The sequence below is a fragment of the Streptomyces cinnabarinus genome (assembly GCF_027270315.1).
GTDB classification, from domain to species: Bacteria; Actinomycetota; Actinomycetes; order Streptomycetales; family Streptomycetaceae; genus Streptomyces; species Streptomyces cinnabarinus.
In genome coordinates this window covers 3449125-3462643 of record NZ_CP114413.1, presented here as the reverse complement: position 1 = coordinate 3462643, position 13519 = coordinate 3449125, and the positions used below count along the sequence as shown (strand labels likewise).

At 72.6% G+C, this 13519-nt stretch carries 12 protein-coding genes; 3 read left to right on the top strand and 9 right to left on the bottom strand.

The features are described from left to right. Positions 1–6 precede the first annotated feature (6 nt). Complete coding sequence (locus tag STRCI_RS15475) at positions 7–804, top strand: sugar phosphate isomerase/epimerase family protein (RefSeq protein ID WP_269664555.1); 798 nt, start codon at positions 7–9, stop codon at positions 802–804. Here the strand turns inward: STRCI_RS15475 and STRCI_RS15470 are convergent. From STRCI_RS15470 to STRCI_RS15460, 3 genes are all read right to left on the bottom strand, one after another. Further along, complete coding sequence (locus STRCI_RS15470) at positions 725–1777, bottom strand: ArsR/SmtB family transcription factor (RefSeq protein WP_269659533.1); 1053 nt, start codon at positions 1775–1777, stop codon at positions 725–727. The genes STRCI_RS15475 and STRCI_RS15470 overlap by 80 nt on opposite strands. Positions 1778–1933: 156 nt before the next feature. Continuing rightward, the gene (locus tag STRCI_RS15465; protein WP_269659532.1) at positions 1934–2161 is read right to left on the bottom strand and encodes a hypothetical protein; all 228 of its coding nucleotides are present in this window, start codon (positions 2159–2161) and stop codon (positions 1934–1936) included. Then, positions 2158–3246 carry an ABC transporter permease gene (locus STRCI_RS15460; protein ID WP_269659531.1) on the bottom strand — a complete coding sequence of 363 codons (1089 nt, stop codon included), beginning with the start codon at positions 3244–3246 and terminating at the stop codon, positions 2158–2160. Before STRCI_RS15460 ends, STRCI_RS15465 begins: the two co-directional genes overlap by 4 nt. 386 nt (positions 3247–3632) lie before the next feature. Between STRCI_RS15460 and STRCI_RS15455 the strand changes: the two genes are divergently transcribed. Both STRCI_RS15455 and STRCI_RS15450 read left to right on the top strand, forming a co-directional pair. Then, the gene (locus STRCI_RS15455) at positions 3633–4601 is read left to right on the top strand and encodes a hypothetical protein (RefSeq protein WP_269659530.1); all 969 of its coding nucleotides are present in this window, start codon (positions 3633–3635) and stop codon (positions 4599–4601) included. Beyond that, entirely contained in the window at positions 4601–6664 is a 2064-nt protein-coding gene (locus STRCI_RS15450; protein ID WP_269659529.1) for an NACHT domain-containing protein, read from the top strand. Before STRCI_RS15455 ends, STRCI_RS15450 begins: the two co-directional genes overlap by 1 nt. Here STRCI_RS15450 and STRCI_RS15445 read toward each other — a convergent pair. The 6 genes from STRCI_RS15445 to STRCI_RS15420 all read right to left on the bottom strand — a co-directional run bounded on the left by STRCI_RS15445 (position 6577) and on the right by STRCI_RS15420 (position 13437). Then, positions 6577–7329, bottom strand: coding sequence for a hypothetical protein (locus STRCI_RS15445; RefSeq protein WP_269659528.1), 753 nt, complete (start codon positions 7327–7329; stop codon positions 6577–6579). The two genes, STRCI_RS15450 and STRCI_RS15445, sit on opposite strands and share 88 nt — an antisense overlap. Before the next feature lie 290 nt (positions 7330–7619). Continuing rightward, complete coding sequence (gene rbsD / locus STRCI_RS15440) at positions 7620–8009, bottom strand: D-ribose pyranase (protein ID WP_269659527.1); 390 nt, start codon at positions 8007–8009, stop codon at positions 7620–7622. Beyond that, positions 8006–8908 carry a ribokinase gene (locus tag STRCI_RS15435; protein ID WP_269659526.1) on the bottom strand — a complete coding sequence of 301 codons (903 nt, stop codon included), beginning with the start codon at positions 8906–8908 and terminating at the stop codon, positions 8006–8008. The genes rbsD and STRCI_RS15435 overlap by 4 nt, the downstream gene beginning before the upstream one ends. A gap of 38 nt (positions 8909–8946) precedes the next feature. After that, positions 8947–10893: an ABC transporter permease/substrate-binding protein gene (locus tag STRCI_RS15430; RefSeq protein WP_269659525.1), complete on the bottom strand. Its 1947-nt coding sequence runs from the start codon at positions 10891–10893 to the stop codon at positions 8947–8949. Continuing rightward, positions 10883–12403: a sugar ABC transporter ATP-binding protein gene (locus STRCI_RS15425; RefSeq protein ID WP_269659524.1), complete on the bottom strand. Its 1521-nt coding sequence runs from the start codon at positions 12401–12403 to the stop codon at positions 10883–10885. The genes STRCI_RS15430 and STRCI_RS15425 overlap by 11 nt, the downstream gene beginning before the upstream one ends. Continuing rightward, positions 12400–13437 (bottom strand): LacI family DNA-binding transcriptional regulator, encoded by a 1038-nt coding sequence (locus STRCI_RS15420; protein ID WP_269659523.1) that lies wholly within the window; start codon positions 13435–13437, stop codon positions 12400–12402. The genes STRCI_RS15425 and STRCI_RS15420 overlap by 4 nt, the downstream gene beginning before the upstream one ends. Positions 13438–13519 lie beyond the last annotated feature (82 nt).

Sequence of the window (13519 nt, the reverse complement as noted above, 5' to 3'; positions counted from 1 at the left end):
AACCAGATGACGGTCAAGCAGCTGTCGATGCCGGAACTGGTCGACGCCTGCGGGGAGTTGGGTGTCACGAACGTCGGTCTGTGGCGGGAGCCCGTCCAGGCGCACGGCCTGGAGGCGACGGCGAAGCTGGTCCGTGACGCGGGTCTGACCGTCACGACCCTGTGCCGGGGCGGCTTCCTCACGGCCGTCGACCCCGGAGAGCGGGCGAAGGCGCTGGCGGACAACCGGCGGGCGGTCGACGAGGCGGCGGCACTGGGCACCGAGGTGCTGGTGCTGGTCAGCGGCGGCCTGCCGGCCGGCTCGAAGGACCTGCGCGGCGCGCGGGAGCGGATCGCCGACGCGCTCGGCGAGCTGGGCCCGTACGCCGAATCCCACGGCGTACGCCTCGCCATCGAGCCGCTGCACCCCATGTTCGCCTCGGACCGCTGTGTGGTCTCCACCCTCGCCCAGGCCCTGGACCTGGCCGAGCGCTTCCCGGCCCACCAGGTCGGCGTCACGGTGGACACCTACCACATCTGGTGGGACGACACCGCGCCCGCACAGATCGCCCGGGCGGGCGCGGGCGGCCGTATCCACACCTTCCAACTCGCCGACTGGACCACGCCGTTGCCCGAGGGCGTGCTCAACGGCCGCGGGCAGATCGGGGACGGCTCGATCGACATGCGGGAGTGGAAGGGGTACGTCGAGGCCGCCGGATACACCGGTGCCATCGAGGTGGAGCTGTTCAACGACGGGCTGTGGGCTCGGGACGGCCGGGAGGTGCTGGCCGAGACGGCTCGGCGCTTTGTGGCGCACGCGATGTGAGCAGCGCGTCGGCCGTCGCGGTGCGGGCGTACAGCACCCAGCGGCCGGCCCGGTGGGCGCTGACCAGACCGGCGTCGCGCAGCGCCGTCAGCGACTGGGACACGGCGGCCGGGGACAGCCCCGTCCGCCGGGCCAGGTCGGTCGTGGCGGCGGGGACGTCCAGCTCGGTCAGCAGCCGGGTCCGTGAGCGGCCCAGCACGACGGCGAGCGCCCCGGCGGCCGGGGTGGGCCTGGGCTGCCACAGCGTCGCGGTGTCCCGGGCCGGGTAGGCGAGCTGGAGCGGGTCCGGCGGGGACACCCGGATGAGCAGTCCCGGCCCGGTGAAGACGGACGGCACGAGGACGAGTCCGGCGCCCGCCACGGCCCGGGACAGCCCCCGTCGGCGCTCCCGCAGCCGCAGCGGGTCGCCCTCCCGGGCGGCCTGGGCGTGCAGCTCGTCCAGCAGGTACGCGCTGCCGTGCTCGGCGAGCTGCCGGGCCCGGTGCAGGACGTCGGCGTCGAGGACGGCCCGGATGCGCGCCCAGTAGGGGGCGAGCGCGAGTTGCCAGTAGGTCTCCACCTCCTCGGCCAGCTTCGGCAGCTGGGTGTGCGGATCGTCGTACAGGGCCCGGAGCCGAGGGCCCAGCGAGAGGCCGTGCTCGCGCTCCAGGCGGGCCAGGTCCCGGCGTATCCGCTCGGCCGGAGCGGCCCGCAGCGCGGTGAGTTCCTCCGAGAGGGTCGGAGCCGGTCCCGTCGGAGCCGGATTGAGGAAGTCGGGGACGTAGCCGTCGCACGGTACGAGTTCGGCGAGCCGGTCGCGGTCCAGGCCCGCGGCCGCCACCCGCGGTCGCACCTGCTCGATCCAGCGGCGGTGCACCGGGTGAGCGCGCCCGGCGGAGAGCAGCCGGAAGCTGGTCGCGACCTCCCAGAGCGGCGAGGCGGCGAACCGCAGCCGCGCCCGGTCCCCGGCGGAGAACTCCAGTTCCGCCTCCATGACCCTTACCCCCCACCGGATTCGGCCACGGCTCGAACAGTGGCGGTGAGCTTAGCGCCAGGGGGGTCCTTCCGGTACGGCGCGGCAGGAGAACCTCAGGGAGGCCGGCCGGACGACGCGGGGGGCGCCCTCAGGACGCCCCCCGCGCTTCATCGGTCAGTCCTCGATCTGGCCCATGAAGTTGTCCTCGCCATCGGCCTCCAGGATGGCTTCGTACTGGCGGGCGTTCCAGTAGAAGCAGCCCCGGGAGAAGCCCATGGACTTCTTGGCGGAGTCGCCGCCCTTGACCTTCTGGTCGCCGAGCCGGGTGCCGCCGCCCGTGCCGGAGGTGGCGATGTGCCGTGTGGTGTCGCCGTCGGGCCACTTGTCCAGGTAGAACGTCACCGGGTCGGTGGCGCACCGCTTGGTGCTGTAGTGCGACCAGTCGCCGTCGTACAGCTGGCCGGAGAGCGCTCGACGGTGAGCCTCGCGGACGACGGGGTGGCCGACAGGGCGACGACGCTCAGGGCGCACACGGCGCCGGTGACCACCCGGATGATGTCGGGACGTGCGGCCCGCAAGGCCGGTACCAGCGCCGATACGACGCCGATGAGAACGGCGGCCGTGCTGCCGATGAGGGCCGCCGTGACGGGGAACTGCACTCCTCCGGAGAAGTCCGGCACCGAGTGGAGGACGGCGTTGAGGACGCCTGCCGAGAACACCGTGCCGAGCAGGGAGGAGACCGCCGTGAGAATGACGGATTCCCAGAGAATGATGGCGAAGATGTGCGACTGGGACGCCCCGAACGCCCTGCGCACGCCGAACTCATGGACTCTGGACTGGATCTGGGACAGGGGCAGATTCATCAGGCCGATTCCGCCGGTGACGAGCGAGATCCCGGCGATGGCTCCCAGTACCGCCTGGAGCAGCCGCAGGATGCGCTCGTACGAGGCGAAGTCGTCGACGCGGTGGACGCGTTCACCGCCCGTGAGGCCCGCCGCACCGAGGTGGTGCAGCACGGCGGACGGCACCCGCTCGGCGTCCGTGGGGCCGACGGTCATGAGGATCTCCGCGGACTCCGGGTCCGTGGACTCCGAGTACCACTTCCGCAGCGAGCGGACGTCCGTGTAGGCGACCGGTTCGCCGCGCGCGTCGTCGACGACGCCCAGGACGATGCCCTGGGTCGGCAGATCCGCCGCCAGCGACAGTCGGGAGCCGAGTGCCTCGCGCTCCCCGCCGAAGTGGCCGGCCGCTTCGGCGTTGAGGTACAGGGGCGGGGCCCAGGGCGCCGGCCGGCCCTCCGGCAGCCACTGCCCGGCCAGCAGGTCCATGCGCTTGACCGAGCCGTAGGCCGCGTCCACGCCCATGACCGTCGCACCGAGCGGCTCGGCCGAGGACGGCGCCGCGGCGCCGAGCTGGACCTGGCGCGACTCGACCCGGGACAGCGCGCGTACCCCCAGCTCCCTGATCCACTCGGCGTTCTCGTCCACGGACGCCCGGGAAGCGGTCCGCTCCCCGTTCGCCGTCAGATCGACCGAGAGGGTCGCGGGGCGGCCGACGGGTGCGCTCCACCTGTTCCTGTATTTCGGGATCGGCTGGTCATGCCGATCCGCGTTGTGGGATCAACTGGTCGGGTCGATCCGCCGATGCGGCACCAACTGGTCAGGCCGGTCCCGCGATCAGGTTCGTGATCACGACATGAGGGTCGATTTTCAGGCAACTCTCGTTCATGGCAGGCGGCTTGGCCGGTTCGCGATCCCCCGCCGAACCGCTTTACCGCCCGCTCACCCCTATGGGACCCTCGGATCCCTTGGGGGCGGGAGCGGGGATGCGGCAGGCAGTCGCTGAGGTCGGGGCTCTGGTGCGGAGTCTGAGGATGGCGGTCGGGCTTCCGGGCGCCGCGGGCGCCGCGTACCGGTCGCTCCCGGCGCTGACGAAGACGTACGAGACGGTCGTCGCGCCGCTGGTCGCCGAGACCCTCGAAGATCCGGCCGAACGCGCCCGTGTCGACGGCTCGTTACGGGTCATGAGTGTGAAGTTCGGTCTCGCCATGCTCAGTTACGGCCGGCTGACCGGACGCCGGACCCAGCTGGACGTGGCCGTGCTCGCCGGTGCTGTCACCCGGCTCTACGACGATCTCATCGACGGGCGCGGAGGGGGAAGCGGCGACGGAAGCGGGGACGGCGGCGGCGACACCGGCGCCGACGACCGGCTCGGGGAGCTGATGGGACATCGCGCCTTCGTGCCCGGCACCGCGCCGGAGCTGCTGCTGGAGCGGCTCGTGTACGGGATCGAGGGGGCGCTGCGGCACCCGCCGCACGCGTCGCTGCTGACGGCACTGGCCTCCCTGCACGAGTACCAGGTGCTGTCCCGTCGGCAACGGGAGGCCGACGTGCCGCTCGACGTGCTGGAGAAGATCACCCGGGGCAAGGGCGCCGCCGCCCATCTCATCCTGTGCGGCCTGGTCAAACCCGTACTGGAGCCCGCCGAGCGGGAGTTGGTGATGGACCTCGGGGAGACGCTCCAGTCGCTCGACGACTACATGGACGTCGAGTTCGACCGCGAGAACGGTGTCACCACGCTCGTGTCGTGCGGGGTGCTGACCCTGCCGGGCATCGCCCGGCGGTTACGGGCCGCCCGCCCCCGGCTGGTCGCCGTCCACGGCGGCCGCGCCGCCCGGCCCTACTGCGGAATGCTGTACTTCCTGCTGCTCCAGGCCTGGGTGGCGCGCAGGCTCCCCGTGCTGGGGCGGCTGGCCCGGCGGCCCGCCCGGCGCTCTGCCGTCCTGGCGTTCCTGTCCCGCGGGGAGGACGCCCTGCCGCCCGCCGCGCCGGAGCACCCGTGATGAGCCCGGACCGGCGGACCGTGGCGGTCCACGGGGTGCTGGCGGTCATCGTGGTGGTCACCGTCGTGGTGGTCGGGCTCGGGCTCCGCGACGGCGGTCTCGAACGGACCGACCTGTGGTTCTCCATGGTCGGCGTGATGGTCCCGATCGCCGCCATCGCCCTCCAGAGCGGCCGCCGTACCGTCACCCTCGACGAGGCCGCCTCCACGCTGGCCGGCACGGTGACCAGGCGCTGGAGCGAGGAGAGCCGTTACCGCGGTCTGTACGACGAACGCCGGATGGCCGTCCGCTGGCGGCGCGAGCCGGGGTCCGAGCGGTCCTCCCAGCTGTCCGCGGAACTCCCCGACGAGGGCGTGCTCGACCAGCTGACCGGCGCCTTCGTCCGGCACGCCCGCGCCGGGCACCGGTCCCGGCTGGTCGTGACGGGCGAGGCCGGCGCGGGGAAGACCGCCCTGTGCGTGCTGCTCACCCTGGAGCCGTCGGAGAACGCGGTCGTCCCGGTCCTCTTCCCGCTCTCCTCCTGGGACTGCGAGAGCTCCCTGACCGACTGGCTGACCGACGAACTCGCCGTCACCTACCCGGCCGACGGAGATCGCACGCGGGCCCGGAAGTTCGCCGGGGAACTGCTGCGCGAACATGTGCTGCCCGTCCTCGACGGACTGGAGGAGGCCATCGACCCGCCCGCCGCCCTTCGCGCCATCCAGCAGGAGCTGGACGCCCGCTCCTTCGTCCTGACCTGCCGGGCCACCGAGTTCGACGGTCTCGACCCCGGGCGGGTGCTGCGCGACACGCTCGTCGTACGCCTTCAGCCGCTGCGCGCCGACGAGTCCGGCGGGGTGCTGGAGCGGGCCGGAGGCGAGGGCATGGGTCCGCTGCTGGCCACGCTCCGGACACAGCCGGACGGTCCGGTGGCGAGCGCGCTGGAGACGCCGTTCATGGTGTCGCTGGCCGTGGCGCTCGGCGGTGCGCTGCCCGAGGAACTGCTGAGCGCGGACGACCCGGCCGCCGAGCAGCGGATCAAGCGGTATCTGCTGGGCGAGTTCGTCACCCAGGCCTACCGGCACACCCTCGACCGCCCCAGGGTCCTCTTCGGCGTCGAGGAGGCCCGCGGTTATCTCGCCTTCCTGGCCCGGCAGACCGAGCCGGGCACCCACCGGTTCGCCTGGTGGCATCTGCACCGGTCCGTACCGCGCGGGGTGTTCCTCGCCGTGGCGCTGGTGAACGCCGTCATCGCCTGCTCGGCCGCCTCCGTGACCACCTTCTCGTTCTTCCAACGCCCCTGGCTGGGCCTGTGGATCGGCATCGGCGCCGCCGTCGTCGGCGCGCTGGTGGTGGAGCTGGTCCCGCAGGACGACCCGCGCCGCGCCAAACCCCGGCTGCGTTCGGTACGGCCGCCCACCCGCCACGCCCTGCAACGGGTCCTGGGCTTCGGCCTGATGGGCGGCGCCGCCTGCGCGGTGATCGTCGCCTTCCTGTACGAGCGCCCCGTGCACGTCGTGGTCGGCGGCCTGCTCAGCGGCCTCACCTTCGCCGCCGCCCGCTACTTCAGCGAGCCCAGCGACCCCCTGGAGGCGGTGACCCCCGTCAGCCTGCTCCGCTCCGACCGCACCACCATCCGCTACGCCTGGCTCACCGGCGCCGTCCCCGGCGCGCTGACCGGCGCCTACCTCGGCTCCGCCATCAAGGAGGGCCGCCGGACCCCGCAACTGGACGACGTCGCCCTGATCGACGAACTGTCCAGCACGGTCGAGGCGTTGCTGGGGGCGGCCTCGGGTGCGCTGCTCAGCTCCGTGGGGCTCGGCATGATGGCGCTGGGGTCCAGTGCCTGGGGGCGGTTCCTGCCGTCACGCGCCTGGCTGGCGCTGCGCGGACACACCCCGCGCCGACTGATCCTGTTCGTCGAGGACGCCCGCGCGCGGGGCGTACTGCGCCAGGCCAACGGCTACTACGAGTTCCGGCACGCACTCCTGCACCGTCACCTCGCCGAGACCGGCCCCGGCGCGCCCTCCCGGTCCCCGGCACCGGCCGCGGACACCAGGACGGGACCGGCGAGCTCCCAGTAGGCCCGCCGCGCCGGACGCCGTCCGGGCTCCGGCAACGCCAGGTACCGGGCCTGCGGGAACCGGATCCGGGCCTGCGCGCCGTCCGGCCGCACCGTGAGCAGCTCCAGCTCGGCCAGCTCGCGGCGCACCTCGCCGAGCGCCGGCCACTGACCGCGCCCCGGCGTCGCGCACACGAACTCCAGGGTGGCCCGCGAGTGCGTGCCCGACGCCCGCTCCCGGGCCCGCCGGTCCAGCAGCCGTTCCACCTGGTCGCCGCTGGTCAGGTCGTACACCCGGGACAGACCGGGCGTCTCGTCGGTGCGCACGGAGCAGCGCACCACGGGGAACTCGTGGCCGCGCAGGGCGGCGGTCCGGTCGGCCAGCCAGCGCGGTTCGTACCGCTGCTGGAGCCGCTCGAAGATCACCAGCAGTACCGCTCTGAGCAGCACCGGCAGTCCCAGCAGGACCGCACAGCCGAGCACCTCGGTCCGTACGTCCGGCAGCAGCAGCCCGGCCAGCGTCAGGGTGGGGGGCAGCAGCGCCCAGCCCACCGTGACCCGCCGCGCGCGGGCGAACTCCGGCCCGGACAGACCGGTGGCACGGCGCCGCAGCAGGTCGGGAAACCTGCGCAGCGGCGCGAGTGCGACGGGCACTTCGGGCCGCAGCAGTCCGGGTTCGTAGCTCATCGCCGTACCCGCCTGCCCTCCGTCGACGCCTTGGGTCGATACGTACCCGGTGACGCTACCGGCACGCCGGGCGGGCTTCTCACGAGGACGCGGAAAAATTTCCGGGAGAGCGTGCAACCCTTCCCGGGGGTCGCGGGTCGTACATGGCGTCAGGGCTTCTTGGAGGGGGATCTGGGGGGATCGCGGGGGGTTCTGACACGGAGGGGGACAGCGCGAGGGGGCCTCGGTCGACGGACCGGGCCCCCTCGAAGCGTGTCCGGGGCAGGAGGAATCCGCTCAGAGGGGTCCGCTCAGAAGAACACGCCGCAGCGCAGCAGCACATTGGCGTACGGCGACGCCTCCCCGGTGCGGACGACCAGCCGCGCGTCCCACGCCAGGTCCTTCAGCCGCTGGTGGGAGACCAGGGCCAGTTCAGGACAGTGCCTGTCCAGCAGTGCCGAGGCCGCCGGATTGGCCTCCCGGACCTCCTCCGCCGCCGTCGCCCCCTCCACCACCAGCTCCGCCAGCAGCCCTTCCAGCACGTCCGCGAACGACGGCACCCCGGCCCGGAACGCGAGGTCGACGACCTTGGGCCGGTCGGGGACCGGGAAACCGACGTCACACACCAGCACCCCGTCCCCGTGCCCCAACTCGGCGAGCGCACCGGACAGATGACGGTTCAGGATGCCCGCGCGCTTCACCGGGACCCGACCTCTTCCGCCGTCGGGAACGACGCCTGCGCGCCCTCCTTCGTGACCGCCGCCGCGCCCACCCGGGCCGCGTAGGCCGCCGCCTCGGGCAGGGAGGCCCCGGCGCCGAGCCGGTAGGCCAGTGCCGCCGTGAAGGCGTCACCCGCGCCGGTGGTGTCCACGGCCGCCACCGTCACAGGCGGGATCCGGGACACGCCCTCGGCGGACGCCACCAGCGCGCCCTCCGCGCCGAGCGTCACCACCACCGAGCGCGGCCCCTTCGCCAGCAGGATCCGGGCCCAGTCCTCGGGCCGGTCCCCGACCGCCGAGTCACCCAGGATCACCTTCGCCTCGTGCTCGTTGACGATCAGCGGATCGCAGGCGGCCAGTACCTGGGACGGCAGCGGCTGCGGCGGCGAGGGGTTCAGCACGAACCGGCTGCCGTCCGCCAGATTCCGCACCACCTCCACGACCGTCTCCAAGGGGATCTCCAACTGGGCGGAGACCACCCGCGAGGCATGGAAGAGGCTCGCGGCGGCCCGTACGTCCTCCGGGGCGAGCCGGGCGTTGGCGCCGGGGGAGACCACGATGCTGTTGTCCCCGGAGGGGTCCACGGTGATCAGCGCGACCCCGGTCGGCGCCCCGCCGACCAGGACGCCCACCGTGTCCACCCCGGCCCGCCGCTGCGAGTCCAGCAGCAGCCTGCCGTGCGCGTCGTCGCCGACCCGGGCCAGCAGGGCCGTACGGGCCCCGAGCCGGGCCGCCGCGACCGCCTGGTTGGCGCCCTTGCCGCCCGGGTGGACGGCGAGATCGGAGCCGAGCACCGTCTCGCCGGGACCCGGCCTGCGTTCCACGCCGATCACCAGGTCGGCGTTGGCCGATCCCACGACCAGGAGGTCGTAGTCGTACATCGAATGTCTCCCTGTTGAGGTGGGCCGGCCGGAGTGCGTCAGCCTCCGAAACCGGCCACGTTCTCCTTGGTGACCACCTTCACCGGCACCATCACCGACTTCTCGACCTTGTCCCCCTCGGCCGTCCTCACGGCGTTGGCCACCGCGATCCTGCCGAGTTCGGCCGGCTGCTGCGCCACCGACGCGTACAGCGTGCCCTCCTCGACGGCCTTCAGACCGTCCGCGGTTCCGTCGAATCCGATGACCTGGACGGACTTTCCGGCCTTGGCGCCGAGCGCCTTGATCGCGCCGAGGGCCATCTCGTCGTTCTCCGCGAAGACCCCGTCGATGTCCGGGTTGGCCTGGAGCAGGTTGGTCATCACGTCCAGGCCCTTGGTGCGGTCCCAGTCCGCGGGCTGCTCGGCGACCACCTCGATGCCCGGGTGGTCCTTCAGGCCCTCGGTGAAGCCCGCCCCGCGCTCCCGGCTGGCGGAGGTGCCCGCCTGGCCCTGGAGGACCACGATCCGCCCCTTGCCGCCCAGCTTCTCGGCGAGCGCCTGCGCGGCCTGCTTGCCGCCGGTGACGTTGTCGGAGGCGACGAGCGCGGCCGTGCCGGCGTTGTTGACCGCGCGGTCCACGGCGACCAACGGGATGCCCGCCTTGTTGACGGACCTGGCCGCCGGGGTCACCGCGTCGGAGTCCACCGGGTTGACGATGATCGTGCCGAGGCCCTCGCTGGTGAAGTTCTGGAGCTGGTTGGCCTGTTGGGAGGCGTCGTTCTGGGCGTCCGTGACGGTCAGGTCCACGCCCAGCCGCTTCGCCTCGGCCTGCGCGCCGGCGCGGATCTGCACGAAGAAGGGGTTGTTGAGGGTGGACAGCGACAGCCCGATCTTGCGGTCCTTCGCCTCCGAGGTACCGCTGTGCAGGAAGGAGGAGGCGCCGACGACCGCCGCCGCGACCACGGCCGCGAGCAGGTAAGTGGCCGCCTGCTTCCGCTTGTTGCCGCTTCCGCCGGTGGTCACCGGGGTCGCCCCGGCCTTGCGGCGGACCGTGTCCAGCAGCACCGCCAGCGCGATCACGACACCGATGACGACCTGCTGCCAGAAGGCGGACACCGAAAGGAGGTTGAGGCCGTTCCTGAGCACCGCCAGGATCAGCGCGCCGATCAGCGTCCCGGACGCCTTGCCCGTACCACCGGCGAGCGAGGCGCCGCCGATGACGACCGCGGCGATGGCGTCCAGCTCGTAGCCCTGCGCGGCCTGCGGCTGCGCGGAGGACAGCCGGGCGGCGAGCACGATGCCCGCGGCGGCGGCGAACAGCCCGGAGAAGGCGTAGATCGCGAGCTTCTGCTTCTTCACCCGCAGACCGGACAGCCGGGCGGCCTCCTCGTTGCCGCCGATCGCGTACATCGAGCGGCCGATGTACGTCCGGCCCAGCACGAACGCCGTGATCAGACCCATGCCGACCATCACCAGCACGGGCACCGGCAGCCAGCCGCCGAGCGTGTCGCCGAGGTGCGCGACGGAGTCGGGGACGGCGATCGGGGAGCCCTGCGAGATCACCAGCGACAGACCGCGCGCCACGGACAGCATGGCGAGCGTCGCGATGAACGGCGGGAGCTTGCCGTACGAGATCAGGAAGCCGTTGACCAGGCCGCAGGCGATGCCGGTGGCGACCGCGAGGAGGACGGCCAGCACGACCGGCACACCCTCCGAAGTCGCGCTCCAGGCGAGGACGGTGGCCGACAGGGCGGCGACCGAGCCGACCGAGAGGTCGATGCCCGCGGAGACGATCACGAAGGTGACGCCGAAGGCGAGGATGGCGGTGACGGCCGCCTGGACACCGATGTTGAGCAGGTTGTCCGTCGTCATGAAGTCGCCGGACAGCGCCGACATGGCGACGACCAGGACGATCAGCGTGGTGAGCGCGCCGTTGTCGAGGAGCAGCCGGCGCAGCCCCGGGGCGCCACTCGCGCCCGTCGTGCTCTTGAGCGTGTCAGCGGCCACGGGTGGCCTCCCCTTCGGTGGTGGGTGTGCTTACGGCGAGTGCCATCACGGCGTCCTGCGTGGCCTCGTCGGCCGCGAGCTCGCCCGCGATCCGGCCCTGGGCCATCACCAGCACCCGGTCGCTCATGCCGAGCACCTCGGGCAGATCGCTGGAGATCATCAGTACGGCGGCTCCGGCGGCCGTCAGTTCGTTGATCAGCCGGTAGATCTCGACCTTGGCGCCGACATCGATGCCACGGGTCGGCTCGTCGAGGATCAGCACCCGGGTGTCGGCCAGCAGCCACTTGCCGATGACGACCTTCTGCTGGTTGCCGCCGGACAACGTCCGTACGTGCTGGCCGAGTCCGGCCATCCGCACCCCGAGCTGCCCGGCGATCCGCGCGGCGGCCTGCCGCTGCCCCTTCAGATCGACGAGCCCCGCGCGGGTGGCGCCGCGCAGGGTCACCAGGCCGAGGTTCTCCTCGACGGAGGCGTCGAGCACCAGCCCCTGTCCCTTGCGGTCCTCGGGGATCAGCCCGATCCCGGCCGCCATGGCCGCGTTGACGTCGTGGCGCTTGAGAGCCGTACCGGCGACCTTGACGGCCCCCTTGTCGTACGGGTCCGCCCCGAACACCGCCCGCACCACCTCGGTGCGCCCGGCGCCGACGAGCCCGGCGATGCCGACGACCTCACCGGCGTGCACCTCGAAGCCGATGTCGTGGAAGACACCGTCGCGGGTCAGGCCCTCGACGGTGAGCAACGCGGCACCTTTGTCGGCCCGTTCACGCGGGTACTGCTGCTCGATGGACCGGCCCACCATCAGGCGGACCAGCTCGTCCTCGGGGGTGGTGGCCGGGACCTGTCCGACGGAGCGGCCGTCCCGGATGACGGTGACCCGGTCGCCGAGGGCGGCGATCTCCTCCAGGTGATGGGTGATGAAGACGATGCCCACGCCGTCCTCGCGCAGCGAGCGCACGATGGCGAAGAGCTTGTCGACCTCCTCGGAGGTCAGTACGGCGGTCGGCTCGTCCATGATGAGCACGCGCGCGTGCAGGCTCAGCGCCTTGGCGATCTCGACCATCTGGAGCCGCGCGATACCGAGTTCACGCACCCGAGCGCGGGGGGAGACGTCCACCCCGACCCGCTTCAGCAGCTCGGCGGCCGCCGCCTCCATCCGGCGCCGGTCGATCATCCCGAACCGGCGGGGCTGGCGGCCCAGGAAGATGTTCTCGGCCACCGTGAGGTCGGGGACGAGGTTGAACTCCTGGTAGATGGTGGCGATCCCGAGGCGCTCGGAGTCCTGCGCGCCCTGGATGCGCACCTCCTCGCCGCCGGCCAGGATCCGCCCGGCGTCGGGCGTGCAGGCACCGGAGAGCGTCTTGATGAGCGTGCTCTTGCCGGCGCCGTTCTCACCGAGGAGGACATGCACCTCCCCGCGGCGCAGCTCGAAGTCGACGCCGTCCAGCGCGACCACGCCCGGGAAGGTCTTCCTGATGCCCTCGACGCGCAGCAACTCGTCCGGGTCGCTCACGGCGTGCTCCTTCGCACTGGGGAGGGGGACTGCGGGGGGTTGGGGTCCTCGCCGCACGAGCGGCGTACGACGAGACGGGCGGCGAGGGTGACGGACCGGGGGGGCCGTCCCTCGATGCGGTCGACGAGGGCCCGTACGGCGGCCCGGCCCAGCTCGCCCGTGGGCTGGGCGATCGCCGTGATCGGCGGGTCGGTGTGCACGAACCACGGGATGTCGTCGAACGCGGCGAGCGCGATGTCGTGCGGGACCCGCAGACCACGCGCGCGTACGGCGTCCAGCGCGCCGAGCGCCATCAGGTTGTCGGCGGCGAAGACGACCTCGGGCGGTTCGTCCAGGCCGAGGAAGCCCTCGGTGACCCGTCGGCCGCTCTCGGCCTGGAAGTCGCCCTGGCCGATGTAGGCGTCGGGAAGGGGGATCCCGTACTCGGCCATGGCCTCCCGGAACGCCTCCACGCGCTCGCTGCCGGTGGTGGTGGCCGCCGGTCCCGCGATGATCGCGAGCCGCCGGTGCCCGAGCCCGTGCAGATGCGCCACGAGATCCCGTACGGCGGACCGTCCGTCGGCCCGTACGACGGGTACGTCGAGGCCGGGGATCCACCGGTCGACGAACACCATCGGCGTCCCCGCGCGGGCGGCGTCCAGCATCAGCGGGGAGCCCCCGTCGGTGGGGGAGACGAGGAGCCCGTCGATCCGGCGGTCCAGCAGGGTCCGTACGTGATGGTCCTGGAGGTCCGGCCGCTCGTCGGCGTTGCCGATGATGACGCTGTAGCCGAGCGCGCGGGCCTCCTCCTCGACGGAGCGGGCCAGTTCGGTGAAGTACGGGTTGAGGACGTCGCTGATGACCAGGCCGAGGGTGCGGGTCTGGTCGGTGCGCAGCGACCGGGCGACGGCGTTCGGCCGGTACCCGAGCCTCTCGACGGCGGCCAGCACACGCGTGCGCGCGTCCGGGCTGACCGACGGATGGTCGTTCAGGACGCGCGAGACCGTAGCGACGGAGACCCCCGCCGCGGCGGCGACGTCCTTGATGCTCGCCATCGCCGGTCCACCTCCTCGTGGATGCCGTGGAATCGATTACATCGACCTGGACAAGGAGGATTGGAATCGATTGCACGGCGCC